25 protein-coding genes are annotated in these 25,245 nt (G+C 60.0%); 8 read left to right on the plus strand and 17 right to left on the minus strand.

The features are described 5' to 3' along the window. The 14 genes from HJW02_RS07775 to HJW02_RS07840 form a co-directional block, all read right to left on the minus strand. Positions 1-516, minus strand: a 516-nt coding sequence (locus tag HJW02_RS07775; protein ID WP_208050624.1) for a hypothetical protein, incomplete at its 3' end; no start/stop codon positions are given. A gap of 18 nt (positions 517-534) precedes the next feature. Further along, positions 535-693 carry a hypothetical protein gene (locus HJW02_RS07780; RefSeq protein ID WP_208050625.1) on the minus strand — a complete coding sequence of 53 codons (159 nt, stop codon included), beginning with the start codon at positions 691-693 and terminating at the stop codon, positions 535-537. 375 nt (positions 694-1,068) lie between these two features. Further along, complete coding sequence (locus HJW02_RS07785; RefSeq protein WP_102722701.1) at positions 1,069-1,626, minus strand: DUF5069 domain-containing protein; 558 nt, start codon at positions 1,624-1,626, stop codon at positions 1,069-1,071. After that, on the minus strand, positions 1,623-2,045 hold the full coding sequence (gene atpC / locus HJW02_RS07790; protein ID WP_022397539.1) for an ATP synthase F1 subunit epsilon: 423 nt from the start codon (positions 2,043-2,045) through the stop codon (positions 1,623-1,625). The genes HJW02_RS07785 and atpC overlap by 4 nt, the downstream gene beginning before the upstream one ends. Positions 2,046-2,068: 23 nt before the next feature. Beyond that, positions 2,069-3,487: a F0F1 ATP synthase subunit beta gene (gene atpD / locus HJW02_RS07795; RefSeq protein WP_102722715.1), complete on the minus strand. Its 1,419-nt coding sequence runs from the start codon at positions 3,485-3,487 to the stop codon at positions 2,069-2,071. A 77-nt stretch (positions 3,488-3,564) separates the two neighbouring features. Further along, complete coding sequence (gene atpG, locus HJW02_RS07800) at positions 3,565-4,437, minus strand: ATP synthase F1 subunit gamma (RefSeq protein ID WP_102722700.1); 873 nt, start codon at positions 4,435-4,437, stop codon at positions 3,565-3,567. A 21-nt stretch (positions 4,438-4,458) separates the two neighbouring features. After that, positions 4,459-5,991, minus strand: a complete 1,533-nt coding sequence (gene atpA, locus HJW02_RS07805) for a F0F1 ATP synthase subunit alpha (protein WP_022397542.1) — start codon at positions 5,989-5,991, stop codon at positions 4,459-4,461. Between the two features lie 18 nt (positions 5,992-6,009). After that, complete coding sequence (locus HJW02_RS07810) at positions 6,010-6,417, minus strand: F0F1 ATP synthase subunit delta (RefSeq protein WP_102722699.1); 408 nt, start codon at positions 6,415-6,417, stop codon at positions 6,010-6,012. Between the two features lie 8 nt (positions 6,418-6,425). Further along, positions 6,426-6,953 (minus strand): ATP synthase F0 subunit B, encoded by a 528-nt coding sequence (locus HJW02_RS07815; RefSeq protein WP_022397544.1) that lies wholly within the window; start codon positions 6,951-6,953, stop codon positions 6,426-6,428. A 102-nt stretch (positions 6,954-7,055) separates the two neighbouring features. Then, a complete protein-coding gene (locus HJW02_RS07820) occupies positions 7,056-7,277 on the minus strand; it encodes a h+transporting two-sector ATPase C subunit (RefSeq protein ID WP_022397545.1) in 222 nt (73 codons plus the stop codon). Positions 7,278-7,359: 82 nt separating this feature from the next. Then, complete coding sequence (locus HJW02_RS07825; RefSeq protein WP_102722697.1) at positions 7,360-8,298, minus strand: F0F1 ATP synthase subunit A; 939 nt, start codon at positions 8,296-8,298, stop codon at positions 7,360-7,362. A gap of 305 nt (positions 8,299-8,603) precedes the next feature. Continuing rightward, positions 8,604-10,805, minus strand: a complete 2,202-nt coding sequence (locus HJW02_RS07830) for a hypothetical protein (protein ID WP_102722696.1) — start codon at positions 10,803-10,805, stop codon at positions 8,604-8,606. Positions 10,806-11,023: 218 nt separating this feature from the next. Next, positions 11,024-13,492, minus strand: coding sequence for a penicillin-binding transpeptidase domain-containing protein (locus HJW02_RS07835; RefSeq protein WP_102722694.1), 2,469 nt, complete (start codon positions 13,490-13,492; stop codon positions 11,024-11,026). A 59-nt stretch (positions 13,493-13,551) separates the two neighbouring features. Beyond that, on the minus strand, positions 13,552-14,181 hold the full coding sequence (locus HJW02_RS07840) for a L,D-transpeptidase (RefSeq protein WP_180971096.1): 630 nt from the start codon (positions 14,179-14,181) through the stop codon (positions 13,552-13,554). On the opposite strand from HJW02_RS07840, the gene HJW02_RS07845 reads away from it, so the two are divergent. Further along, positions 14,180-15,430, plus strand: coding sequence for a DUF5009 domain-containing protein (locus tag HJW02_RS07845; RefSeq protein WP_146018257.1), 1,251 nt, complete (start codon positions 14,180-14,182; stop codon positions 15,428-15,430). The genes HJW02_RS07840 and HJW02_RS07845 overlap by 2 nt on opposite strands. A 183-nt stretch (positions 15,431-15,613) precedes the next feature. Here HJW02_RS07845 and HJW02_RS07850 read toward each other — a convergent pair whose 3' ends face one another. Continuing rightward, the gene (locus HJW02_RS07850; protein ID WP_022397551.1) at positions 15,614-16,447 is read right to left on the minus strand and encodes a PEP-CTERM sorting domain-containing protein; all 834 of its coding nucleotides are present in this window, start codon (positions 16,445-16,447) and stop codon (positions 15,614-15,616) included. A 401-nt stretch (positions 16,448-16,848) separates the two neighbouring features. After that, entirely contained in the window at positions 16,849-17,034 is a 186-nt protein-coding gene (locus HJW02_RS07855; protein ID WP_146018258.1) for a hypothetical protein, read from the minus strand. On the opposite strand from HJW02_RS07855, the gene HJW02_RS07860 reads away from it, so the two are divergent. Beyond that, a complete protein-coding gene (locus HJW02_RS07860) occupies positions 17,033-19,060 on the plus strand; it encodes a Sip1-related alpha-galactosidase (RefSeq protein ID WP_180971097.1) in 2,028 nt (675 codons plus the stop codon). The genes HJW02_RS07855 and HJW02_RS07860 overlap by 2 nt on opposite strands. A gap of 38 nt (positions 19,061-19,098) precedes the next feature. Beyond that, on the plus strand, positions 19,099-20,019 hold the full coding sequence (locus tag HJW02_RS07865; RefSeq protein WP_146018259.1) for a hypothetical protein: 921 nt from the start codon (positions 19,099-19,101) through the stop codon (positions 20,017-20,019). A 51-nt stretch (positions 20,020-20,070) separates the two neighbouring features. Here the strand turns inward: HJW02_RS07865 and HJW02_RS07870 are convergent, their stop codons facing one another. Next, positions 20,071-20,946 (minus strand): alpha/beta hydrolase, encoded by an 876-nt coding sequence (locus tag HJW02_RS07870; RefSeq protein WP_022397554.1) that lies wholly within the window; start codon positions 20,944-20,946, stop codon positions 20,071-20,073. Between the two features lie 65 nt (positions 20,947-21,011). Between HJW02_RS07870 and HJW02_RS07875 the strand changes: the two genes are divergently transcribed. The 5 genes from HJW02_RS07875 to HJW02_RS07895 all read left to right on the plus strand — a co-directional run bounded on the left by HJW02_RS07875 (position 21,012) and on the right by HJW02_RS07895 (position 25,241). Next, complete coding sequence (locus HJW02_RS07875) at positions 21,012-21,944, plus strand: hypothetical protein (RefSeq protein WP_022397555.1); 933 nt, start codon at positions 21,012-21,014, stop codon at positions 21,942-21,944. Positions 21,945-21,992: 48 nt separating this feature from the next. Further along, complete coding sequence (locus HJW02_RS07880; protein WP_102722689.1) at positions 21,993-22,541, plus strand: DUF308 domain-containing protein; 549 nt, start codon at positions 21,993-21,995, stop codon at positions 22,539-22,541. Between the two features lie 14 nt (positions 22,542-22,555). Then, the gene (locus tag HJW02_RS07885; protein WP_022397557.1) at positions 22,556-23,335 is read left to right on the plus strand and encodes a HesA/MoeB/ThiF family protein; all 780 of its coding nucleotides are present in this window, start codon (positions 22,556-22,558) and stop codon (positions 23,333-23,335) included. Positions 23,336-23,371: 36 nt separating this feature from the next. Next, positions 23,372-24,343: a KpsF/GutQ family sugar-phosphate isomerase gene (locus HJW02_RS07890; RefSeq protein WP_022397558.1), complete on the plus strand. Its 972-nt coding sequence runs from the start codon at positions 23,372-23,374 to the stop codon at positions 24,341-24,343. A gap of 112 nt (positions 24,344-24,455) precedes the next feature. After that, positions 24,456-25,241 carry a YdjY domain-containing protein gene (locus HJW02_RS07895; RefSeq protein WP_102722687.1) on the plus strand — a complete coding sequence of 262 codons (786 nt, stop codon included), beginning with the start codon at positions 24,456-24,458 and terminating at the stop codon, positions 25,239-25,241. The last annotated feature ends 4 nt before the right edge of the window (positions 25,242-25,245 follow it).

A 25,245-nucleotide genomic window follows, 5' to 3' on the forward strand; every position in this document is an offset into this window, starting at 1 on the left:
AGAAGGCGGCGCGCTGCTGGAGGAATCCGGAGGCTCGGGAGCCGAAGAACTCGGCTGGAAACTGGATGAAGACGAAGAGTTGCTGGAAGAAGAACTGCTTGACGAGGAGGAGCTGGAACTGCTGCTGGGCTTGGGATCAAACTCAAACGAATCTCCTCCCCCCGCCGAACTGCTCGACGAATCCCCTTCTTCCACCTCCTGGTACAGGTTGACCAGCGTCAGCACCGTCTCTCCTTGCTTGTCGGCCGGCGGGGTCTCTGCCAGCAGGTAATAATCCAGGTCGGGCTCGCCTTCCTTGTCGCACATTAAGGCAATGCAGAACTCCTCTTGCGACTCCTGGTCGGGCTGGTGTTGATGGACGATATGGCACCAGTAGTATCCCTGGTCGAACTGGATCTGGCGGCAGAGAGGGGCGGAAGATCCGGCCTCCGTGGAGAGTTCCAGATCCTTGGCGGGAATGGAAAGGGAAATGGAGGAGCGGGCGTGAAGGTGGAGAAAACAGGTGGCAGGAGCCATGACCTTGAGGTATCCGGACTATTCGTGACGGGTGGGAGAGGAAGCAGCGCGTTTGGGGATAAGGACGGGAGCGGTGAGGCCGTTGACCAGGAAGTTGCCCTGGGGCTGTCCGTTGGGGTACATGGGAATGAAGGGGTAGACGGTGTCCATGGCGCCGATATTGAAAGTGTTGTTCATGGCAATGAAATGATGTTGGTTCAATGGTTGCGACTACCATGAGAACAAGAATTACCAGTGTGAACACGCCGCGAACGTTATGGTATTCAAATACACGATAATATTATCAACATAGGTATTTCGTAAAATACATAATACTTCTTCTTATTCTCTTGATTAATCAAGGCGACAATACAGATTTTTCCAGCGACCAGCTTTAAAGTCCCAATCAAGCACAAGACATCTGATCATCCATATCCAGGACGCTAGATACCGCCGGTCAGCGAACTTTCTTTCCTCCTATAAGATTTCCCTGGAAGCACCGTCTAACCGAACGACAGTTCTACAAACGCTCTGCTTCACCAAGCCTCCTCCCACCGTCACGATGCAGAAACATCATTCACCATCGACCGGTTTGGCCGTGGAACTCAGCGTGCACTGGCGCACGTAGTCGTACACCTTGGGGTCACTGTCTCCCGCGGCCCAGACCACTCGCAGGAAGTCAGCGGGATGGATGTTGCCGTGTTCCCGGAAGAAGCGGCGGTCGTTCTCACAGCAGTAGATGATGTCATCCCCCATGGAGCCGGCCAGCTTGGCCCGCGCCTTGGCAATCAGGCGCGGAAGGTAGGGAAGGCCGCTGAGTTCATCCCCGAAGCCCGGCAGGTCATACCCGATGACGGGCTTGCCCTGGTAAAACTGCCCGTGCTGGATGGTCAGGAAGAAGTCCCTGCGCGCCGCGGCCATCAATAGTACCGTGGTGGGGGAAGGTTCTCCCGTGCGGGCATAGAGTTCCACAAAGTCAAACAGTTCCCGCGTGCGGCAGCCGATGGAGGACAGGAAGATGATTTCCTGGTCCGTAAAGAAGCCGTCCACATTCCTGTGGCCTTCATGGTAACGCCCCACCGCCTCGCGGAAAAGGTCGTAAAACGTGTCGTTCCAGTCTTCCGCCATCATCTGCCTGGGGATTTGTGTTTGCGCTTGAAGTTGAGCATCATGATCTGCTTGGTCAGGTTTGCCTCAAACCGGGCCTGTTCCTCGCGGGACATTTCCGAGCGGGCCTTCAACACTTCCTGCGCTTCCTGAATGGCCCGTTCCACGCTGCCTTCGTCAATCTGGGAGGAGTTGAGGGCGAGGTCGGTCACCATCAGGACGTGGTCGTCATTAACCTGCACAAAGCCGGTGCCCACCACCATGCTTTCCTCAGGGCCGTCCATGGGCTTGTAGCGGAGTTCTCCCGGTTCCAGGGAGGTAATCAGGGCCGTATGATGTTCCAGCACGCCCATCTCCCCGAGACTGCCGGGCAGGTAAACGTATTCCACGGTGGCGGCAACCGCCACTTCATCCGGGGTAATGACTTTGAACTCCATGCTCATGGTTTGGAACGACGGGAAAAGGGTTATTTGGCTTCCTTGAGGACGTCATCTATGCCGCCGCGCATGAAGAAGGCGTCTTCCGGAACCATGTCCAGCTTGCCTTCCAGGATTTCCTTGAAGCCGCGGACGGTTTCCGAGACGGGCACGTAAGCGCCGGGAATGCTGGAGAAGACTTCCGCCACGTGGAACGGCTGGGTGAGGAAGCGCTGGATTTTGCGGGCGCGGCTCACGATGAGCTTGTCTTCTTCCGAAAGCTCGTCCATGCCCAGAATGGCAATCATGTCCTGAAGGTCCTTGTAGCGCTGCAGTACCATCTGCACGCCGCGCGCCACTTCGTAATGCTCGTTCCCCACGATTTCCGGAGCCAGGGCCTTGGAGGTGGAGGACAGCGGCTCCACCGCAGGGAAGAGCCCCTGGGCCGCCAAAGAGCGTTCCAGCACCACCGTGGAGTCCAGGTGGGCGAAGGTGGTGGCCGGAGCCGGGTCCGTCAGGTCGTCCGCAGGAACGTACACGGCCTGCATGGAGGTGATGGAACCGTGCTTGGTGGAGGTGATGCGTTCCTGAAGGTCCGCCATTTCCTCCGCCAGGTTTGGCTGGTAGCCCACGGCGGACGGCGTGCGACCCAGCAGGGCAGACACTTCCGACCCCGCCTGGGAGAAACGGAAAATGTTGTCAATGAAGAGAAGAACGTCCTTGTGCTCCTCGTCGCGGAAGTATTCCGCCATCGTCAGGGCGGACAGGGCCACGCGCAGACGGGCGCCGGGAGGCTCGTTCATCTGGCCGTACACCAGGGCCACCTTGGATTCCTCCGGCTTTTCCAGATTAATCACGCCGGATTCTATCATTTCATTGTACAAGTCGTTCCCTTCACGGGTGCGTTCCCCCACCCCCGCAAAGACGGAGAGGCCGCTGCGCGCCTTGGCAATGTTGTTGATGAGTTCCATGATGAGCACGGTCTTGCCCACCCCCGCGCCGCCGAAGGCGCCGATTTTGCCGCCTTTCAGGAAAGGGCAGATGAGGTCGATTACTTTGATGCCCGTTTCCAGCACTTCCGTGCTGGTGGATTGCTCGTCCAGCGGCGGAGCGCTGCGGTGAATGCTTTTCATGCCCGAGCAGGAGAGAGCGCCGCGTTCGTCCACGGCTTCACCCAGCACATTGAAGATGCGGCCAAGAACGCACTGCCCCACCGGTACCTCAATGGGGTGCCCCGTATCGCGCACGCGCATGCCGCGGCGCAGGCCGTCCGTGGAACTCATGGCCACGGCGCGCACCCAGCCGTCGCCGATGTGCTGCTGGACTTCCAGCACCAGGGTCTTGCGCTTTCCGTCGACTTCATAGTCCACTTCCAGGGCATTGAGCAGGGCGGGAAGCGTTTCAGCCTGGGAGAAATCCGCATCGACCACGGCGCCGATGATCTGAACGAGAGTGCCTGTGTTATTCATCATGAGAAAAACTTGGTGTTGAAATGGAAGGGATGAGGGTTTTGTTTGAAAAAGGGGTGAAAGAAGCGGAGTCCACGTTATTCCATGGCGCGCATGGCCGTGGTGATTTCCAACAGTTCATTGGTGATTTGCGTCTGGCGCGCCTTGTTGTAATCCAGGGTAAGGCCGTCGATGATGTTTTTGGCGTTTTCCGTGGCCCCCTTCATGGCGACCATGCGGGCGGAGTGCTCGGATGCACGTGCTTCCAGCACGATCTGGACCAGCCCGTGGAAGACGTAAAGAGGCAGGATGGTATCCAGCAATGCGGCGGGGCTCGGTTCCAGCAGGAATTGCTTATGGGCGTCTTCTCCGTCCAGGGCTGCGCCCCCGGCCTTCGCCATCTTCATCAACGGTTCCGGTTCAATGGGGAGAAGCTGGCGGAAGATAGGCTTCTGGACCATTGTGTTCACAAAGCCGGAGAAGGCTACGAAGACGCGCCCGTATTCCTCCGCCTTGAATTTCTGCACAATGAAGTCGAACACCGGCTTCAGTTCCAGCAGGGAGAGCGGGTCCGTCAGGCTCCAGGTGGCTTCCAGCCGTTCATTCCATTTGGCCAGTGCGGCGTTCAGCTTGCGGCCGATGGTGATGTAGTGGGTATTTTCCGGAGCGTGCTCCCGGGTCATTTTGATGAGGTTGGCATTCAGGCCGCCGCAGAGGCCGCGGTCCGTGTTCACCAGCAGCACCAGGTCCGCGCCGCCGTGGATCTGCATCAGGGGGCTGTTGCTGGTGTCTATTTCATCCTGGAGATGGTAGAGCACTTCCGCCAGGGCGCGGACATAGGGGCGCCCCTTCACGGCCTGGTCCTGGGCGCGGCGCATCTTGGCGGAGGCCACCATCTGCATCGCCCTGGTGATCTGGGACGTGTTTTTGACGGATTTGATCCGGCGTCTGATGTCTCTCAGGTTGCCCATGTTTCAGTGCTCCCGTAATCGTTAGTTCCAACTGAGCTTGAAGGATTCAATGGCGGCTTTAAGCCCCGCGTCTATTTCCGGCGTCAGATCCTTTTCCCTCAGGATGCTTTCCAGCAGGTCCGGATGCTGGTCCTTCATGGTGGCTTCCCACGCGTTCTGGCATTCCTTGATCCTGTCCACCGGAACATCGTCAAAGTACCCCTTCTGCATGGCGTACAGGTCCGCGGCCTCCAGCCCCAGGGATTTGGGCTCATACTGGTTCTGCTTGAAGAGTTCCACGATGCGCTGGCCGCGGGCCAGCTTGGCCTTCGTGCTGGGGTCCAGGTCGGACCCGAATTGGGCGAAGGCCTGCAATTCCGTGAATTGGGCCAGGTCCAGCTTGATGGAACCGGCCAGCTTTTTGATGATTTTCGTCTGGGCGGAGGAACCCACGCGGGAGACGGAAATGCCCACGTTGATGGCGGGGCGCACCCCCTGGTAGAACAGGTCCGTTTCCAGGAATATCTGGCCGTCCGTGATGGAAATGACGTTTGTGGGGATGTAGGCGGAAACGTCCCCGGCCTGCGTTTCAATGATGGGGAGGGCCGTCAGGGAACCGCCGCCGTGTTCCTTGTTGATGCGCGCGGCGCGTTCCAGCAGGCGGCTGTGCAGGTAGAATACGTCCCCCGGATACGCCTCGCGACCGGAGGGGCGGCGCAGAATCAGGGAAATCTGGCGGTAGGCCACGGCATGCTTGGAGAGGTCGTCGTAGACGATGAGGGCGTCCTCCCCCTTGTCCATGAAGTATTCGCCCATCGCACAGCCGGCATACGGGGCCAGGTACAGCATGGCGGCAGGGTCGGAGGCGGAGGCCGCCACCACGATGGAGTATTTCATGGCGCCCGTTTCTTCCAGCTTTGCCACGAGGCGGCTGATGTTGGCGCGCTTCTGGCCGATAGCCACGTAGATGTTGTAAAGGGGCTGGTGGTCCGGCAGCTTGCCTTCCTCCGCCAGGCGGTTCTGGTCCGCCTGGGCGATCATGGTATCCATGGCAATGGCGGTTTTCCCGGTGGCGCGGTCCCCAATGATAAGCTCGCGCTGGCCGCGGCCGATGGGAATCATGGCGTCAATGGGCAGAATGCCCGTCTGCACGGGAACAGTGACGGACTGGCGGGAGATAATGCCGGAGGCGATTTTTTCCACAGGATAATACGCTTCCGCCTCAATCGGCCCCTTGCCGTCAATCGGCTCTCCCAGCGTGTTCACCACGCGGCCCAGCAGGGACCGCCCCACGGGCACGGAAAGAAGGCGTCCGGAGCATTTGACCAGGTCCCCTTCCTTCAAATTGGAATCATCCCCCAGAATCACGGCGCCCACCTCATGTTCTTCCAGGTTCATCGCCAGGCCCATCACGCCCCCGGGGAACTCAATCATTTCATTGAGCATCACGCCGCTCAGCCCTTCGATTTTGGCGACGCCGTCCCCCACGGAACGAATAACGCCCACGTTTTCCTGGCTGACGGAAGCCGTGGCTTTTTTAATTTCTGCTTCGAGTTCTTGAAGTATGTTGCTCATGGAAAAAAGTTTCGTTGGTTAATTGGAAAGATTGCGGGCCATCTCGGCCAGACGGTCGATTCTGGAGCGTACGGAACCGTCTTTCACGTCGTCCCCCACCTGGATGCGGATGCCCCCCAGCAGGTCCGGCGCCACCTCCCAGTGGTAGTAGAGGCCGTCGCCATATTTGGACGTCAGCTTGGCTTGAATTTGGGAGCGTTCCTCCTCTGTCAGCGGTACGGCGCTTTGAATGGTGGCCGTACGGCTTTTCACGGCGTATTCCACCATGCGGGAAAAGGCCGTCAGCAGAGCGACATAGTTACGGGGTTTGCGTTCCGCAATTTTCCGGGCGATCAGGCGCACGCGGTCCTCCGCCACGGTATTCCCGTCCATGCAGAGCCGGAACAGCCTGCGGGCGGCATTGAGCGTGTCCTTTCCGATCTTCATAAAGCGTATCAGGAATCCAGGCTGTCGATCGCTTCCCGGTTGATTCTCCGCTGGTCTTCTTCCGTCAGCATTTTTCCAGTGACCTGCGCGGCAGCCAGGGCCACCAGCTGGCCGAATTGTTCTTTCAGCGCTTCGCGTTCCTTCTGCTGTTCCAGTTCCGCAAGCTGCCGGGCCTTTCTGACTATTTCCTCCGCCTTTTGGGAGGCCACGGTTTCCTGTTCCTCCAGCAGGCGGGAGGCGGCGGCCTTGGCGGCGTCTATCTTTTCCTGTCCCTTTTCGCCCGCTTCCACCAGCATTTCATGCGTCTGTTCCTTCACGGAAGCCAGCTGGCGCTCGCTTTCCTCACGCATTTCCTCTCCCTCCTCAATGCGCTGGCGCCTTTTTTCCAGAACGTTCTGGATGGGCTTGAACGCCAGGTAGCGCAGGATCACCACCATCAGGATGAAGGCGATCAGGTTGGCAACAAAGGGTTCCCAGCTTGTCACCCCGAAGGGCGCAAAGGGATTCCAGGACTGGTCGGCTATGAGATTCAGCATAAAATGAACGGGTTGAAACATGCCGGAAGTTTTCCGGACCGGCAGGAACGGCTGCGCCGCCCCGGAGCGGAAGAAGCTCCCTCCGGGAACGGGGCCTCCGGGTTATTTCACAAAGATGGAGATGAGGGCCACGCCTTCAATCAGGGCGGCCAGCGTAATGGCAATCACCATGATGGGGGAGGAGGCTCCCGGGTTGCGCCCGGTGGCTTCCGCGGCTTTCGCGCCGATGAGGCCGATGCCGAGGCCGGCGCCGATGGTGACGAGGCCGAAGCCCACGTTGCCGGACAGTTCGGCCAGGGAGGTCATTGCGGTAGGATCAATCATGTTATTGGTATGGTTTATGTTTTTTGTTGAACGTCCCCCCACAGGTTGCCCATGGTCCGGAACGGAAAGTTGGCGGTGCGGCTTATGAGGCCTTTCCGGACGGCAGGCTGTCCGGCACGGATGGTTCTTTTCCCTCATCCTTGGCGGCATGGCCGTGGGCATCCCCGTCCCCCACTTGCAGTTTGAGGAAAATCGCCGTCAGGAGGAGGAAGACCAGAGCCTGGATGAAGCCCACCAGCAGCTCAATCGCCAGAAACGGGAGTACGCACAGGGCGCTGAGGACGGGTCCGAACATGTGAGCCATGGTGTCAATGATCGTTTCCCCGGCGTAAATGTTGCCGTAAAGACGGGCCGCCAGCGCAATAGGACGGATCGTAATGCTCAGGACGTCCACCAGCCCCACGAAGATGAAGATGAGCACCAGCACGAATCCCATGAAGCCGGGCAGTCTTCCCTTGGGCCCGAACAAGTGGATGAAGAAGCCTTTCAGGCCCTGTTCCCGGATGGACCAGTAAAGCCACATCAGCGCATAAAAGATGCCCAGGAACATCGTCACGTTCATGTCCGCATTCGCGCCGCGGAACAGCGGCACTCCGTTATAGGTGATGGTCCCTACCCCGGGGAGAAGCCCCATGTAGTTGCTGACCAGGATGATGGTGAAGATGGTTCCGAAGTACCAGAAGTACTTGCGCGTCAGTCGCGGCCCCAGCAGGGATTCCACAAAGTTGTACAGAGTCTCAAAGAAGTATTCCACCGCATTCTGGAACCGGGACGGCAGAATGCGCATGGAGCGGGTGGCGAACCATACGACCACCCCTATCAGCAGAACCGCCAGAAAGAGCATCAGCATGGAGTTGGACACCGGCAGTTCAATGCCGCCTGGAAGCGGAATGGAGAACAAGTGGGGGGCGGCCTGCTCCAGTCCGTGCTCCGCTCCTTCCTCCGCCGCACACGCGCTGCCGCCCATCATGCCGGGCACCGCCAACGCCGCCAACCACAGGAACTGGAAAAATCTGCTCATCGTCTATCTTTTACCATTATCGCGCCAACTCCTGTAAATACGGGAAAAGGGAAGCCATTCCCTTTATTTGACGGTTTTGATTGTGTACTCTCCCCTCCCCCTTGGCAAGCCCAAAACTTGGCACGCGCACAAATTATATACATTTGTATATAATCTTAAGGCGGCTGCAGGCTTGCCGTTGCAAAACTCCGTTTTTTCTTCCGGGCATTAAAAAATTTTTCCGGAGATAACTTCCAGAACGGCAGGAACAAGAAGCTTCCGGAAATTTCTTCCCGGAAGCCTGTAAATCCAATGGGAAACCCCTGTTATTTGGCAGCGGAAATAACGTGGATGTGATACACGTCCCTGCCGTCCGCGCCCTTGCGCCCCGTAGCATGCACGCCCGTGACGTCGGAGGTGATCACGTCCAGGGTTTCCACGGCCTTCCGGATATCCTTGTTGCCTTCCGCCGCGCTCTTCAGGGCATCACGGACCGGAACGAGGTTAAGCTGGAATTCCAGCGGAGCCACCTGCCCCGGGGCCTTCATGGATTCCTTGACGACTTCCATGCCGAAGGCCTTCGGCATGCTGATGGCCCAGCGGGTGTCGGAAACGCTCACCACCGGATTCAGGTCGGCGCCCAGCGGGCACTCGTAATCGTAGGTGGTGACATCCCCTTCCACGGAGGATTTGGGGGAGGGCAATTCCGTCATCTTGCCCTGGCTGGCCAGGGTAACGATGGTCTTGGCGGCGTCAGACACTTTCTGCCACGCTTCGCCCAAGGCGGCACGGTTCTTCACTTCATAAGCCGCGGAGAAGCGCGGGGCCGGAACATTCTTGAGCGTGGGGCTGGGAGCGCCCTGCATGTCCATGATGAACACGCCGGAATCCGTAAGGCCGGAAAGTGCGGTCTTGTACGCCTTCCAAAGTTCTTCAATGGTGGGCCGGGCCATCTGGAGCATGGGGGCAACCATGCGGATCTGGTCGCTTACGTCATGCTTCGGGTTGGAAATATACGCATTGCCGTAATCCCAGCCGATCTGCGCGATGTTTTCATACAGGGTGCAGCCCATGTCAACAATCTGCGGATTGATGCGGAAGGAAGAATACAGCACCGTATCCGCCCCGGGACGGACGGAGTTCATGGAGGAGGGAGCGTCCAGGAGGTAGAATTCAAGCGGATACGTGCAGGCTTCCACATGCACCCCCTGGTCCTGCCACGCGTAGTAGGAAACGGGCGTGGCATTCTGCGCCACCTTTTCATACAGCCCAAGGAGGCGGCCCTTCATGGAATCAAGCGCGGCCATGGAAGGAGCCAGATCGGCAATCTTCCAGTCGGTGCCTACCGTCTGCATCAGGTCCTTCAACCCGGAGAACATGCCCTTGTAGTAGGCGATGTCCAGGTTAATAAGGCCCTTGGCGCAAGCCTTGTCCGCAAATATCAGGCCATAGGCGGGATACTGGAGCTGGGCGTCAGCCATGGAGAAATCCGGACGTGCCAGAACAGAATCCTGGGGAGAAGCCGCCAGGCGGACCTGCTTTTCAGGATTGGTGGTTATAAAGCCCACGAGGGTATCATCCACGAAAGCGACGGCCACATACAGCTTGGATTCGTCCAGACGCTTGAGAGCCGCCTTGAGACGGTCCAGATTTTCCTGGGAGACGGTTATCTGGGCTTTAGCCTCTTCCAGCCTTTCTTCCAGCTTCGCCCGCAGTTTCTTGCAGTCCACTTCCGCTACCTTGCAAGCCAGGCCGTTGTAGGTCTTGTCATACAGGGAAACAATGCCGTGCAGTTCCATGCCTTCCGGGAGATTGGCGTCCTTCAGGGTAGCCTTGGCCTGGGCAAGGGCTTCCGGCGTCAATTTGGCGGCTACCATTACGGGAGCCGTCGCGGCCTGAGAGGGGCGCATATCCACCAAATCAATCCACTTAATGAGCATTTCAGTATATCTGTTGCCCATTACTTCCACTTCTGCGTCACTAGCTTTCTTGTTACCATTGATTAAATCCTGGTAAAGCTTATAACCGGACAGAATTCCCTTCATTTGGTGCAATCCCATGCCTGTAAAAGCGGACTGGGCGCTGTCCATCCACGGAGCCCATTCGGGGCCGAAGCCGATCATCGCGTCAATGACGGGGGTGTTGACGGAGCACTTTTTCCGGACGGGCTTGGGTGCATCCTCTCCCGGAATGGCTATGGATTCATCAGCGTCTTCCCCAGCGGAGCAGGAACCCCAGGTTTTGACCATGTTCAGATTCTGAACGCTCCTGATCATGCCGGGGACGTCGTAAACACCGGCTACAATACCCATGTCCATGGGAAAGAGGGCGGCGATTCCGAGCCGTTCCGCACGCTTCGCCACCAGATCGGAAGCAACGGGGGCGGAGGGATCAAGCGAAGAAGCCGGGGTTAAGCCGGCGGCATCCTGTCCGGCCTTGGCGGAAGATGATTTATTGTCGTCAGAGCAGGCGGCAAGAGCGCAGGTCAGCGCAAAACAGGGTATGGAGTAGAAATAATGCGTTTTCATTATCTTTAAACGTAGGGGTCATGATGCCATCCAACAAAAGCGCCGCTCCTTACGGCAACAGTCTCATCGACGCGCACCATCCGCATTATATAGGCGCTTCCCCGCAATGACGCAAGCACAATGAAAAGCATTAACGGGCCAAAGGCCATGCATGACCCTGTTACGGCGAACGCCCTGAAAAGCATTGCCGGACGATTCCGCCTTCCTTAAAAGCCGGTCTAAAGAGGTTCCGCCATGGGAATGTCATCCTCCGGAAGGGGGGCCTGGGGCGCGGGAGCTTTTACGGGAGAGGAATGGTTGAGATGGCGGGGAATCTGATGGGGAAGGCCGGGAATGTAGTCGGAATCTCCGCGTCGGGGCGTGAGGGGTGCGGCAGAAGGCTCCTCCGACAAGGAAGGCGCGGACGGCCTGGCATGCCCGGAGGAACCGCCCACCGGGGTCGCCTTGATTTCCGCATCGGAAGAGTCGTCCAGATCGGCAGGGATTTCATGAACCTTGATGGGCTCCATTCCTTCCGGATCATACAGGCCGGGCGGCAGATTGTCCGGCACTACGGCAGGCGATCCCCCGCGTTCGCGAAGGGCGGCGGCAGCCGTTTCCGGGGTTTCCTCCACCGGTTCCGCTACCGGGATGTCGTCCTTGGGCGGGTCAATGATGGCCTTGATGTCCTTCTTCTCCGTCTCAAAGAATTCCTTCACGATGGGGGCGGCGGCGGCGCCCCCGCCCAGCCGTTCGTGGGCGCGGCCTTCATACAGCACCACATAGGCGAAGCGGGGATTGTCACAGGGCATAAAGCCGGCGAACCACGCCAGGCGCTTGTCTTCCCGTTCCGGTCCCCACTGGGCCGTGCCGGATTTGCCGGCGATGCTGGAATAGGACAGGCGGGCGCGGCCGCCCGTGCCGCCTTCAATCACCTCCCTCATGCCCTTGCGCACGCTAGACAGGGCACGTTCATAGGCCGGCAGGGGGCGCTGGACCTCCTGCGGCTTGGGAGCGTAAATGACATTGGCGTTGCCGTCCTGAATCTGCTTGATGAGCTGGAGCCTGGGCAGGTAGCCGTTCGCCACGCCGGACATCATGTGCGCCACCTGGAGAGGCGTGACCAGCAGCGTTCCCTGGCCGATGGAAAGGTTGGCGGCGTCTCCGGACATGAAATCCCGCTTGTAGTTGCGGATCATGTAGTCGCTGGTGGGCACCAGGCCGGGATCGTCCGGAATGGGCAGCCCGGTGCGCTCGCCAAGTCCGAAGGCGCGGGCCGTATCCATCAGGGCTTCCGCTCCCAGCTTGAGCCCCATCTGGTACATGAACGGGTTGTTGGACATCGCCAGGGCGCGGATGCAGTTGATGTCCCCCAGGGGCGTCTTGCTCCAGTTGTTGAAAACGTGGTTGCCGATCGTGATGGATGCCGGGCAGTAGATCTGCGTATTTTCCGTGATCTTGTTGTTTTTCAGGGCGCTGGCCACCGTCAGCACCTTGAAGGTGGAGGCGGGGGGGTAGCGCCCCTGGAAGGCGCGTGCGCCCAGCGGTCCGGCGGGGTCGTTGCGCAGGGCATCGTAATCCTTCTGGGATATGTTCGGAATGAACATGTTCGGGTCATAGGACGGCGTGGAGGCCATTACCAGCACTTCACCCGTTACGCAGTCCAGCACCACCATGGCGCCGCGCCTCTTGCCGCGGGAAAGGATGCGTTCCGCATCCCGCTGCCATTTCAGGTTCAGGGTGGTGACGATGGCGCCGCCGGGCTTGGGGCGTATCTGAAGTTCATCCAGAATCTTGTTGCCGTCCTCGTCAAACATCAGGCGCCATACGCCGGGCGTCCCGGTCAGGTCCTTGTTGAATTCCTTTTCCAGTCCCGCGCGGCCTTCCACCTGTTCCCACAGCGGGTCCATATGGTTGATGGGGCCGGTAGGCAGTTTTCCCTTGGAACCCACATAGCCGATGATATGTCCGGCGATTTCCTTTTCCGGATAGGAACGGATGTAGATGGGCAGCAACTGGAGGCCGCGCACCCCCTTCACCTTGTCCCTCAGTTTTTCCGCTTCCTCCGCGCGGATGACGTTGGTAAGGGGAAGAGGCAACCAGCGGCGGTGCTCATAGTGCTTCCAGAGCTGGTCATCGGAAAAGGACCACGCTTTTCCAGCAATTTTCTTAGCCTGTTCCAGGCAGTTGCGCCCGAAGTCCACTACGCGGGAACGGTCGGGATTTTCAAAAATTTCAAACCGCAGGGCCAGTTGGTAGGCCACGGAGGTCACTGCCAGAGGCTCTCCGTTGCGGTCCAGAATGGGACCGCGCGGAGCCGGAATCAGCAGGGCCATGGTTCTGGCGGAAGGCCGCGTGCTGGTGTGCGCTTCCCGCGCCGCATCCATCCTTCCCCCCTTGAGGGAGGGAATCAGGGACAGGGAATCCAGGCCGTTCTGCTCCTTCTCCGTTTCCTTGGGCATTTCCGGGGCGTCAGCCACGCCTTCCCGTTCACCGGACGCCGTGCCGGATTCCCTCTTCTTATCCCCCAGGTCAACCGTTTCCACGGCGTCATCTTCTCCACGCTGCTGCGCCGCAGCCTGGCGCACGGGCGTTCCCCCGCGGGAAGGCGAATGGCGTGACGAGGACTGGCCCCAGGCCGTATCCGCCGTCCAGGCGGCCAACCCGGCCAGCAATACCAGGGAACGTATCAGAACCTTCATTTTCATCAGCTTGCAGGAGTGTGACAGATGCACCGTAAGGAATCAACGATTATTCACGCTCGCGCCTATTCCTGAACTACTACGGTTGTTCCCATGCCGCATTTGTCAAACAAAATGCGGCATGCCTCCACAGGCACCCGGATGCACCCGTGGGAATTGGCGTCCCGGAACACCGTGCCCACATGCAGCCCTATCCCGCCGTGAATGCGCATCCACAGCGGCATCTTGGCGCCGATGAATTTGCCGCCGGACGGCACGCGGGAAGAAGAGGTGGCGTCCGAATTCACGCACAGGCCGCTTGCATCAAACACGCTGCCATAGGACCGGGAGCGGTAGTCCGCATCCTTCTGAATGATGGAGAATTTGCCGCGGGGCGTCTCATGGGTGGATCTGCCGGTGCACACGGGAAAGTTCATGGCCGGCTGGCCGTTGACCCACAGCACGCCGCGCTGGTCCTTCAAATGAATCACGATTTTGCTGTTCCGCGTCTGCGCCTGCCGGATGCGCTCGTCATGGTACCAGATGTCGCGCGTGAAGCGGTACTGGGGGTCCGCTACAAAAGCGTCATAGGAAGAAGAGTACCTGCCGTCCTTCATCAACGGCTTGCCATGCAGAGTCTTGGGCGTGGAGGAACAGGCAGCCAGCAGCAGGGAGACACACAGGAAAAGGAGAAAGGCGAGAGGGGAGCGCGGCATGCGGCCTGCTTTACCCTCTTCCCCCGTGGAAATCAAGCACGATTCCCCTCTGTTCCGGCATGTTTGGAGGAATCCTGATAAAGACGCCCTTTTCCGTCCGTACCTGTTCCCGTTCTTCCTCCCCGCCGCCATGACCGCCTCCTCTTCCGTTCCCGCCCGTTCCCCCCGGCTGCACTCCCTGGATGCCCTGCGCGGGCTGGACATGCTCATCATCCTGGGGCTGGACGCTCTGGTCCTGCTCCTGGCCTCCAGAAATCCGGAAAACGCCTTCCTCCGGGAAGCCGCGCGCCAGATGTCGCATGCCCATTGGGCAGGATTGCACCTGTATGACCTGGTGTTCCCCGTCTTCGTGTTCATCTCTGGCGTTTCCATGTCCTTCTCCCTGGCGAAATACACCGGCGGAAACTCCTCTGCGGCCCCCGGGCTTCTCCACCTTTGGAAACGAGCCTTCGTTCTGGCCTTCCTGGGCCTCCTGGTCAACGGAACGCTTACCTGGACGGAGGATATGCGTTACACCTCCGTTCTGGGCCTGATCGGCTTCTCCTGCGCCATCGCAGGCACGTGCATCCTGCTGTGCCGCCGCACGGGAGCGATTGCCGCGGCGGCGGGAGGCCTTCTGGGCCTCATCGCCCTGCTTCAATTCACCTGCGGCAGCTTCACGCCGGACGGCTCCGTCAACTCCTGGGTGGACATGCACTGGCTTCCCGGCCGTCTGCACGGAGGCGTCTTTGATCCGGAAGGCCCCCTCTGCATCGCCTCCGCTTCCGCCCTGTGCATGGGCGGATGGCTGGCGGGAAAATTTTTGAAGGAAAGCCGCCTGCCTTCCGTCCGCCTCTGCATGGCGATGATGGGAGCGGGAATCCTCCTCTTTTCCGCCGCCCGAATGCTGGACGGCGCCTATCCCATCATTAAAAGCATGTGGACCGGCACCTTCGTTCTGGCCGCTGCCGGAATCTCCCTGATGCTTCTGTCCCTGTTCCATCTGGCCGTCGACGCATGGAACGGCGGAAAATGGGCCAAATGGGCCTTTCCCCTCCGCGTCATCGGCGTCAACGCCCTGGCCGCCTACCTCATCCACGCCCTGCTCAACGTGCATGAACTCAACCAGCGCATCTTCAGCGGCGCGGCGGACTTCTTCCCGCCTTTCCAGCCCGTATTGCTCGCCGTTTCCCTTCTCCTGCTGCAATGGCTGGTTCTGCTCTTTTTTTACAGGCGCCGCATATCCTTCGCCAAAAGCCCGGCCAAGTGACGGCGTGGATGAAATTCCCGGCCATGAGGCTGGCTTTCTCCGGAAAACACCCCGTTATGAATATTCCCATCCGGAGAGAACCGGACAGCCGCTAAAAACGGTGGCCATGACCGGATAAACAAAAACGCCCCTCCCGTGCAGGAGAGGCGCTTCCGAAAACCAGTCCGGACAGCAACGCCCGGCTCAACGCATCCGGCGGCGGCGCAGCAGGGCCAGCAGAAGACCGGCGGCGGAAAGGCCTGCCGCAGCAGGTTCCGGAACGGGAGCCGCTCCGGTGATGTAATGAATCTTCACGTTGGCCCAGGCTCCCCCATTGGTGGTGATCCAATACTTGCCCACATTTTCTTCCGTGGCTTCCAGCGGACCGTCCGCACGGGTCAGGATATTCCCGTCAGCGTCCCTGACCACATAGTCAACCGTATCAAAGCCGTTGCCGCCCGAGGAGGAGGAAGCGTTCTGACCTAAAAGTTCTCGCACCGCAGTCCCGACGGTTCCGGTGGTCGTGTACGGATCAATGGCGGCCTGGATGGTTCCCCCGCTCGCATTGATCCAGAGGCTGGTCGTCGCAAGACGTCCGTTTAATCCGAAATCCCAAACATACCCCGTGGACAGCCCGCCTCCCAGCGCTCCTGAATTGATGCTGGAATCAATAGTCAAGTTGCCCCAGAGCTGCGTATTGCCTGAGTTCAGGGAAAAAGATTTGTCCATGTCCACGTTCCCTAAAACCAAGGCCCCTCCCGTATTGTTGCTGAGAGTACCCGTGCCTTTCAGAACAAACTGGTCGACATTCCTGTAATTCAGGCTCCCCGCGCCGGCGGTGGAGATGGAGGCGTCACTGTTGATGATGATGCTGTTTCCCGCGCCGAGAGTAGTAGGAGGCACGCCGGCCTCCGTCCAGTTGTCCGCGTCCGTCCAGGAGGATCCGTCCCCGTTTCCCGTCCACTGATAGGTGGCCGCTGCGCCCAGGCCGGACAAGGCAACCAGGACGCAGGAAGCAGTGAATAAGGTTTTCTTCATAAAATCAAAAGTTAAATATGGATATGAATGGATCCGCACCTATCGCCGGACTGCTGCACAAATCCGCTCCCGGGAGCGTTCTGCGGTCAGAAGCCAAGACTTGGAACCCTGCTTTTTCTAATATCGGATTGCTAATCCGGCGTCAAGCTCTGATTTTAAGGGAAAGGTGCTTATGTTGCCCGGTCGTTTTATAATGGGAGTCTGTTTCTCCGGAGAAAAGGCTTCCTCCGTTGCGTTGTCGGTACGTTGAGAGCCGCGAGCCTTTGCGGGTGTGGAAATACATATATTCCGTCGGAATATACTGAATTTCAGGAAAGAGAAATCATTGCTGCACAGGTTGGCGTCCGGATGCCGAGGGGCTTGCGGCGCACCATGCGGCATTGGAACTATTCCGTAACGGATTAGCAATCCGTTTTCCACATGGAAAAAGAAGCAAAATAAGGCGGAAACATCATTTTTTGCTCGTCTCCGGCAAATGCTTTGCCATCATGGCGCAACGGCTTTTTTTCCGAAAAGCAGGGAAGCGACCCTCCCTGCCCTCCTGCTAGTCCATCTGCCACCTTCCTTAACCTAATGATGATTCCCATGAAAGCATTCACGTTCCCGGCTCTTGTCCTGGCGGCCCTGAGCATCTGGACTGCCGCCGCCCAAACCCGGATATCCACCATTCCCCCGCTGCCGGGAAAAAACGCACGTTCCCTTCAGGTACCTCCCTACCAGTCCTTCTGCTGGTTCGCGGCGGACCGCGGCCGCTGGCCCGGAGACGGCAACCGGGTGCTGCCCTGGTTCGGCCGGACGGCTCCCGGCAACCTGCTGGACAGCAAGCCGAACCCCAGCACCGCCAAACCGGGGGACCACGCCATGTTTGCGCTGTTCCACCTCAAGGACGGCAATTTCATGGCCGTGCTGCCCGTCGCCACCCCTGACTCCCTCACGTGGCTGAAGCTTGACGGAGACGGCAAATTCCTTGTGGAATCCGGCACGCTGGGAACTTCCACCGCCAAACCGCAGCCCGTCCTGGCCGTCACCGCCGTGGACAAGGATATTTACCGCGCCTGCTCCGCCGCCTGGAACAAAGCCCTTTCCCTCCCCTTCATCAAGGGCAGAACCTTTCCCCGGGAAAAGAAGGTTTATCCGGAACCCTTCAAGTACCTCGGATGGTGCAGTTGGGAGCAGTATAAAAAGAACATCTCCTCCAAGCTGCTTGAAGAAACGGCCAGCCAACTGGAGGCCTCCCCCATCCCCGTCCGGTGGATGCTGGTGGACGACGGGTTCCAGACCCAGGAAGGGCTTAAGTTGATCAGCTTCCAGACCCGCCAGGACAAATTCCCGCAGGGCTGGCAGCCCCTGATGAAGCACAAAAGCTCCAAGTTGAAATGGATGGGCCTGTGGAACTGCTATTACGGCCTCTGGAACGGCATCCACCCCAAGCACCGGCTGGACGCCCAGACGGCCCGCGGGCTGGTCAGCACTACCAAGGGGAAAATCCTCCCCGGTGACGGCCCCGGAGGAGCCGGGGCGTTTTACAACCCTTTTCTCCAATCCGTCAAGGACGCCGGGTTCGACTTCGTGAAGATCGACGTGCAGGCGGAATACCTGAAACATGCGGACGGCCTGGACAACCCGGTCCGCCACAACACCAAGTGTTCGGAAGCCTTGGAACAGGCATGCCGGAAGACGGGCCTCAGCCTGATGAATTGCATGGCGCAGGGCACCGTCAACATCCAGAATACCCGCTACAGCGCTATCACCCGGTGCAGCATTGACTACAAGCTGGGGGATGAAGCCATGGGCAAGTCCCACATCCTCCAGTCCTACGCCAATACGCTCTGGCTGGGGCAGACCGCGTGGCCGGACCATGACATGTTCCATTCCACGGACCCCACCAGCGCGCGCCTCATGGCCGTTTCCAAGGCCGTATCCGGGGGCCCCGTCTACCTTTCAGACCCGGCTGACAAGCTCAATCCGGAAAACATCATGCCCCTGGTCTGGTCCGACGGCCTTCTGTTGCGGCCGCTGGCCCCTGCCGTCCCCCTGCCGGATTCCGTCTTTCTGGATGCGCTGAACGAGAACCGCCTGTACCGGGTGATCGCCCCGCTGCCCGGCCAAAGCGCCGCCGTGGTGCTGTACAACCTCAAACACCCCTCCCCGGCGGAACCGGTGCAGGGGAAAATTTCCCTGGGGGATTATAAAAACGCGGCGGCCCTGCTGAACGGCAACGCGGCGGAAGCCTATGCCTCCATTCCGGCGGAGGGAATCGCCGCCTATTCCGCAGAGGGAGGCCGCGCGCTGACCCCGGCACAGCCGGACCTGGACGTGAAGCTAACGGGCTTCAAGGACCGCCTGTTCATCATGGCGCCCATCGTCCGGGGCTGGGCCGTCATCGGCAGGGGGGACAAATTCCTCTCTCCCTGCGCCCTGGCCGCCGCTCCGGAATACGGGGCGGACAGCCTCCGCTTCCGCGTGAAGGAATCCGGCCCGGTCGTCGTCTGGCGCGGGAAAAGCCCCGTGAAGGCAGGGAACGTTCCCGTCAAGAACCTGGGCAACGGTTTTTATGAATTGCAATTCCCCGTTTCCGACCGCCCGCTGGACGTTACCGTGACAGCCGAATGAGCGCTGCCGTCCCTTCCCAACCCTCTTTCCTTCCCCCCATGCATCTGCTGCGCCCGTTCCTGGCTTTCGCCCTGCTGTTCCCGTTCTGCTGGCACATCCCGTCCTCCGCCGCCGCTCCGGCGGGACTTCCCGCACCGGAACCCGCGGAGGCCAAACAGGCGATTGAACAATTCCTGGGCCTCACCGCCATCTGGATGCTGGAAATGGAATGGACCCACGCCTATGCCAATAAAACGCCCAAGGCGGAGGACTTCCGGAACGCCATGCTGGCGGCGGGCCTTCAGCAATGCCCCTCTGATTTTCAGGAAGCATGGCTGCGGCAGACGAACAAGCCGGGGCGCAATTACGCGGCACCCGTCCTGCGCAAGTACGGCGTCAGCCTGAAGGACCTCCGGGAACGGCTCCAGGGCAAACTGTTCAAGATCAATTCCCGGGTGCATCCGCCCATTCCCCTTTACGACGAGGATGAACAAATCCCCCGCATGGATCCGCGCACCTGCGGCGACCCCAAGGCCATCCTGGAAGCCCTGGCCGCCCTGCGCGCCCAGGTCATGGGCCTTACCCCGGACCAACTGGCCCAGGCCAGGCAATCCATTGAACGGGTCATGCTGGAATTCACGCTGGCCTACATGGAAACCGCCATCTGCATGAACACCGCGGGCATCCGGGAAAGCCAGGTCAGGGAACTGTTCGCCCCCATCAGGACGGACGGATGCCCGGAGGACTTCCGGCGCGCGTGCCAGCACGACCTGCCTTTCTTCCTCAAGGGCCGCTTCACGGGACCGGAACTGACCCTCTCCACCGTCTGCAAGAAATACGGCGCCAGCGAGCAGGAGGCATTCCTCAAGGTCCGCAAAAAGATGAAGGAATGGGATATCCAGCCGCCTACCCCGCAGACGCAGCCCGCCTTCCGCCGGGACATGCAGGAAATCCGGGAAAACATGCTGGGCGGCCGCTGACAGGAAAGCCCCACCCTTGCCGCCGTGTATTTCACGGGCGGTATTCTCCGGTCAGCCCAGCAATCCGGCGTCCATTCCCTCGTTATATTCCCAAATGCCCTGCTCCACCATGAAGGAACTCCAACTGTTGAGCAATTGCTCAAAATAGGCGGCATTTACATTGAAATGGTAAAACGTGTGGTCCGCCACGTCCAGAAGCTCAAATCTGGAGCGGTTTTTCTTTTTCCGCCACAGCTCCGCCAGCCGCTCGCTATTGCGCCACGGCAGCAGCCTGTCTCTTCCGCCATGGCTCGCGAACAGGGGAGGCAGCCCTTTCTGCACGCGCCGCAGGGGATTGACGGCATCCCGCTGGTCAGGGGGCATCATGCCTCCCAGTTTAAAGGCGGACTGCGCCGCCAGATCGCACACGCCGCGGAACAGGGCCACGGCGGCAGGACCGGGCGGAAGGGGAGCCTTCCTGCGGAACAGGGACCAGCGCGCGGGATGGTCGGGGAGGGCCACATGCAGGGCCATCAGTCCTCCCGCATCGCTCCCCGCTACGGTAATGCGGGCCGGGTCCAGACCCAGCAGGGCGGCGTTTTCATACACCCAGGCCCAGGCTTCCCGGCCCTCTTCCAGAATATCCATCGGCTCCACCTCATAAGCGCCGCGCGTACGGAACATGGGAATAATCCCCACAATTCCCTGCTGGGCAAGGTGAAGCGCCCATGGCACAAAATCCCCCAGGCTCTTTCCCACCCACATGCCGCCGTGAAAAAACAGCACGGAGGGCGCGGAAGCGCCCTCTCGATGGCCAGGAGGAAAAAAGACGTAGGCCATCAGCTCCTCACCGTCTGAAAACCGCCTCCACACAAAGCCGGGCTGTTCCCGCAACAGTTTCCTGTACCGGGCTTCCGCCAGATGATCGGCTTCCGTGAACAATTCCATAAGAACGGCTTCATGATGCAATTGTGTTGCACTCCGCGCAAGTTTGATGTCTAAATAATCGTGTAATGACTTTCCGCTCCATTCTCACCATGGCCTGCTGCGCCGCAGCTCTTCTCGCCCCCGCCTCCGCCGCCCCCCGGCCCGGAGACGCCAAACTGAGGGACGATCTGGACGTAGCCTACAACACATGGCGCCTGCACCTGCTGCGCGGCAACTATGACGGCTGGAGAGCCACCACCTCCGCCTACCGCCAGGTGAAAGTGCGCAACCTGGCCGTCTCTGAAAAACGCCCCTTTCCCGCCTCCCTGTTCCGGCAGCCCATGGCTCCGCCCGCGCTCGCCCCGCTGATGTACGTGGGCTCCGTGGTGGACGGTCCCACGGCCGCGGCCACCTACTACGGCAAGGTGGACCTGGGGCTGGGCCAGGAACCGACGGACTCCAACGCCCTGGTCCTGCTGTTCACCCACGAAAACGGCAAATGGAAATACGACCAGGCGCGCTTCTTCAACCTCACCCGCCTGCCCGCCGTCAAGGAACGCCTCAAGCGCGGCGACGCCACCGTCCTGATGGAGCAGGACGGCTTCCAGCCCCTTGGAAAAATTCCCGCCGTGCCGCCTGTCTGCCCGCCGCCCAAATACATCGCAAAAATTCTGGTGGACTGCCCCGGCCGCACCGTCAAGGCGAACGTAAACAACATTTCCCCGCATGAATTCGACAACACGCGCCTGGCGGAAATCATTTCCGGCGGGCTGAGGGACGGAACCAACTCCCTCACGCTGAACTTTTCCGACAGCCCTAACGGCAAAAAGGGCGCCGTTCTCGTGGAGGTTTACATCATGCCGGAAATCCCGGGACAACTGCCCGCCAGGGCCTTTTCCTACTTCGTCCCCCCCCAGGCGCACCCCAAAAGCGGCCCCGTTCTGATCAACGTCACTCCGGAGCTGCTGAAGACCATGGACCCGAAGAACACTCCGCCGCAGGCATCCGCCGGCAAATAAAATCGTCATTCTTCAACGTTTCCGCCGCGGGTCCGGTCATACCGCCATATGACAACTCAACCTCAAGTCAGCAGCTCCGCGGTATCCGGCAACTCATGGTGGATGGGTATCCTTGGCGTCATCGAGCTATTTCTTGGCTTCATCGCCCTGGCCTCTCCCTGGATTGTCGGGGCCAGCTTCATCTGGGTGATCGGCATCATGCTGATGATCCTGGCCGTCGTCCGGCTGGTCCAGGTCTTCACCGTCCCGTCCTCCCGCTGGTGGAACCTGGTGACGGCCATCCTGTACGGCATCGCCGGCTGGTTCCTGTTCCGGGACCCCAATATTTCCCTGGCCATCACCACGCTCATCATCGGGTGGGGCCTGGTCATCGCCGCCGTCTTCCAGGGGGCCATCTGGCTCCAGACCCGTTCCCTGCCCGCCAGCGGCTGGCGGCTCTTCAACGTGATCATCACGCTGATCCTGGGCCTCATGGTCATCTTCGGCTGGCCTGAATCCACGGCCTGGTTCATCGGCACCCTGATCGCAGTGGAACTGATCTTCTCCGGATGGACGTTGCTCCTGTACGCCTTCAGCGGCAACTCCGCCCGCCGTTAATCCCGACGACAGCAATGACCCTCACCCAGGAAGAAACCGAACGGTACGCAAGGCATCTTTCCCTTCCGGAACTGGGCGAACAAGGCCAGCAAAAACTCAAACGGGCGCACGTCGCCCTGACGGGCCTCGGGGGGCTTGGCTCCCCCGCGGCCCTTTATCTTGCCGCCGCGGGCGTGGGGCGGCTGACCCTGATCGACCCGGACGAGGTCTGCCTTTCCAACCTCCAGCGGCAGATCCTGCATGCCACGGATGCGGCGGGAACGGCCAAGACCGCCAGCGCCGCCAGGCGCCTGTACGCCCTGAACCCTTCCGTCCACATCAACACGGTCCACAGGCGGCTCACCCCGGACAACGCCGTTTCCCTGCTGGAAGGGTGCGACCTGGTCCTGGACGCCTCGGACAACTACGCGGCGCGCTTCGCCATGGCGGACGCCGCCTGCGCCCTGCGCCTGCCGCTGGTGCACGGAGCCGTGAAAGGCTTCATCGGCCAGGTGGCCGTCTTCGCCCCCCACCAGGGCACCGCGTGCTACCGCTGCCTCTTCCCGGCAGACACGCCCATGCAGGAGAAAGACACCGCCTCCGCCGCCGGCATCCTGGGCGCGCATGCGGGCATCATCGGCTGCATCCAGGCCATGGAAGCCCTGAAATACCTGGCCGGCATTCCCTCTCCGCTGGTGGGAGCCATGCTCTCCGCAGACACGCGGCGCATGCGCTTCACCACCATTCCGCTGGCAGCCAATCCCGCGTGCAGGTGCCGGAAAAACGGGGACCGCGGAGCCGCAATGAAAAATTGACGGCCATGGGGGCATCTGGCATCATTCCCGCCAGATATGAATCATTTAACACGCGCCAAATCCGTTTTTGAAATGGAGATTGAAGAGCTGCGCGGCGTCCTGTCCCGGCTGGATGACAATTTCAACCAGGCTGTGGAACTCATGTCCCAAGCCCTGGACCGCGGCAACAAGATCGTCATCGTAGGCGTAGGCAAATCCGGCAACATCGGAGCCAAAATCGTCGCCACCCTGAACTCCACCGGAACGCCCACCGTCCTGCTGGATTCCCTGAACGCCCTGCACGGGGACCTGGGCATCGTCCAGGACGGCGATGTCTGCATCGCGATGTCCTTCTCCGGTGAAACCTCGGAACTGCTGGCCCTGCTCCCTTTCATCAAACGCTTTGAACTGCCCATCATTTCCATGACGGGCAATACGGCCTCCTCCCTGGCCAAATACTCGGACATCGTGCTGGACACGGGCGTTTCCCGGGAAGCCTGCCCGCTGAACCTGGCCCCCACCTCCAGCACCACGGCCATGCTCGTCATGGGGGACGCCCTTGCCATGGCCCTGGTGGAAGCGCGCCACTTCACCGCGCGGGACTTCGCCAAACGCCACCCCGGCGGCTCCCTGGGCCGCGCGCTGCTCACCAAGGTGAGCGACATCATGCGCCGGGGGGAGGAAATGGCCATCCTTCCGGAAACCGCCTCCGTGAACGACTGCCTGAAGGCGATGACCACCGCCCACACCGGCGCCTGCATCCTGCTGACGGCGGACAACAAGCTGGCCGGCATCTTCACCCACGGAGACTTCGTCCGGGCGTACGGTGCCAATCCCCTCATCGGGGAGCAGCCCGTCAGCGGCCTCATGACCCGCAACCCCATCTATGTGATGGAAGACGACCTGGCCGCCGAGGCGGTGAAAGCCGTCAGCAACCGCCACATTGACGACCTGGTGGTGCTCAACGCGGAAATGACTCCCGTGGGCATCGTCGACCTTCAGGACCTTGCCAGGCTGAAACTGGTTTAGGCTCCCTCCATCATTCCTTCCAGGCATCCGTGATTCAAAAGTAACAAATCAATCACGGATGCCTTTTTCATTGAACGGAAGCTTTCATTTTCACAATCTAATTTCCATAAACATGTTCCTGAAATTTACGATCACCCTGCTTGCCTGCTCCTGGGGCTTTGCCCATGCGCAGGACGTTTCCGCCCCGGCGGGAGATCCGGATGCGTCCGCACCGGAGGAAGCCCCCCGGGAGGTCCCCCTGCCGGACGGCAAGACGGTACCCAAATTCGAACCCCTGGACGAGCACCGCATCAAGATAGGCAACGTGATCGTGAACCACAAGGAACGCACCGTCAGCTTCCAGGCGCAGGTCAACATGCAGGAGGGCATTCTGGAATATATCTGCTGCATGCCCAACGGCAAACTGCATGAATCCCTGCTGGTGACGGAGGCGGACCCCCTGCACATCAGCCTGGGCATGACGCTGCTCAAATTCCACCGCTTTGAAAAATTCTTCCCGGTGCGGGATGAAAACTTTGAATGGCTCCCCTTCACGGAGCCCAAGCCCGCGGACTATGCGGACTCCTACGTGCAGGTCGCCATGACCTACACGGAAAACGGCAAGGAGCAGAAGAGCGACTTTTCCGACATGGTCGTGAACTCCCAGACCCGCAAGGGGCTGGACCCCAATGACTGGCTTTACACCAACTCCTTCTTTTACGAAGGGGCCTACCAGGCCAGCCTGAGCGGAGAAGTAATTTCCATCTTCGCGAGCCGCACCTCCCCCATCAACTACATCGGCGACTTTCATGACGGCGTCAACGACACGGGCTGGATCGTCAACCCGAAGAAAAACCTGCCCCCCGGCACGAACGTCACCGTCACCATCTCCCAGAAACCGGTTCAACCCAAGCAATAGCACA

The sequence above is a fragment of the Akkermansia sp. GGCC_0220 genome (assembly GCF_017566105.1).
Lineage (GTDB): Bacteria > Verrucomicrobiota > Verrucomicrobiia > Verrucomicrobiales > Akkermansiaceae > Akkermansia > Akkermansia massiliensis.

Coding starts and splice junctions, on each gene's coding strand:
- HJW02_RS07840 (WP_180971096.1), bottom strand. CDS start 14,181: ATGCCGCGCTCCCCTCTCGCCTTTCTCCTTTTCCTGTGTGTCTCCCTG.
- HJW02_RS07885 (WP_022397557.1), top strand. CDS start 22,556: ATGACCCTCACCCAGGAAGAAACCGAACGGTACGCAAGGCATCTTTCC.
- HJW02_RS07785 (WP_102722701.1), bottom strand. CDS start 1,626: ATGATGGCGGAAGACTGGAACGACACGTTTTACGACCTTTTCCGCGAG.
- HJW02_RS07815 (WP_022397544.1), bottom strand. CDS start 6,953: ATGCTGAATCTCATAGCCGACCAGTCCTGGAATCCCTTTGCGCCCTTC.
- HJW02_RS07810 (WP_102722699.1), bottom strand. CDS start 6,417: ATGAAGATCGGAAAGGACACGCTCAATGCCGCCCGCAGGCTGTTCCGG.
- HJW02_RS07835 (WP_102722694.1), bottom strand. CDS start 13,492: ATGAAAATGAAGGTTCTGATACGTTCCCTGGTATTGCTGGCCGGGTTG.
- atpG (WP_102722700.1), bottom strand. CDS start 4,437: ATGGGCAACCTGAGAGACATCAGACGCCGGATCAAATCCGTCAAAAAC.
- HJW02_RS07870 (WP_022397554.1), bottom strand. CDS start 20,946: ATGGAATTGTTCACGGAAGCCGATCATCTGGCGGAAGCCCGGTACAGG.
- HJW02_RS07865 (WP_146018259.1), top strand. CDS start 19,099: ATGCATCTGCTGCGCCCGTTCCTGGCTTTCGCCCTGCTGTTCCCGTTC.
- HJW02_RS07860 (WP_180971097.1), top strand. CDS start 17,033: ATGAAAGCATTCACGTTCCCGGCTCTTGTCCTGGCGGCCCTGAGCATC.
- HJW02_RS07845 (WP_146018257.1), top strand. CDS start 14,180: ATGCGGCCTGCTTTACCCTCTTCCCCCGTGGAAATCAAGCACGATTCC.
- HJW02_RS07825 (WP_102722697.1), bottom strand. CDS start 8,298: ATGAGCAGATTTTTCCAGTTCCTGTGGTTGGCGGCGTTGGCGGTGCCC.
- atpD (WP_102722715.1), bottom strand. CDS start 3,487: ATGAATAACACAGGCACTCTCGTTCAGATCATCGGCGCCGTGGTCGAT.
- HJW02_RS07875 (WP_022397555.1), top strand. CDS start 21,012: ATGACTTTCCGCTCCATTCTCACCATGGCCTGCTGCGCCGCAGCTCTT.
- HJW02_RS07850 (WP_022397551.1), bottom strand. CDS start 16,447: ATGAAGAAAACCTTATTCACTGCTTCCTGCGTCCTGGTTGCCTTGTCC.
- HJW02_RS07855 (WP_146018258.1), bottom strand. CDS start 17,034: ATGGGAATCATCATTAGGTTAAGGAAGGTGGCAGATGGACTAGCAGGA.
- HJW02_RS07820 (WP_022397545.1), bottom strand. CDS start 7,277: ATGATTGATCCTACCGCAATGACCTCCCTGGCCGAACTGTCCGGCAAC.
- HJW02_RS07880 (WP_102722689.1), top strand. CDS start 21,993: ATGACAACTCAACCTCAAGTCAGCAGCTCCGCGGTATCCGGCAACTCA.
- atpC (WP_022397539.1), bottom strand. CDS start 2,045: ATGAGCATGGAGTTCAAAGTCATTACCCCGGATGAAGTGGCGGTTGCC.
- HJW02_RS07895 (WP_102722687.1), top strand. CDS start 24,456: ATGTTCCTGAAATTTACGATCACCCTGCTTGCCTGCTCCTGGGGCTTT.
- HJW02_RS07890 (WP_022397558.1), top strand. CDS start 23,372: ATGAATCATTTAACACGCGCCAAATCCGTTTTTGAAATGGAGATTGAA.
- HJW02_RS07830 (WP_102722696.1), bottom strand. CDS start 10,805: ATGAAAACGCATTATTTCTACTCCATACCCTGTTTTGCGCTGACCTGC.
- atpA (WP_022397542.1), bottom strand. CDS start 5,991: ATGAGCAACATACTTCAAGAACTCGAAGCAGAAATTAAAAAAGCCACG.
- HJW02_RS07780 (WP_208050625.1), bottom strand. CDS start 693: ATGAACAACACTTTCAATATCGGCGCCATGGACACCGTCTACCCCTTC.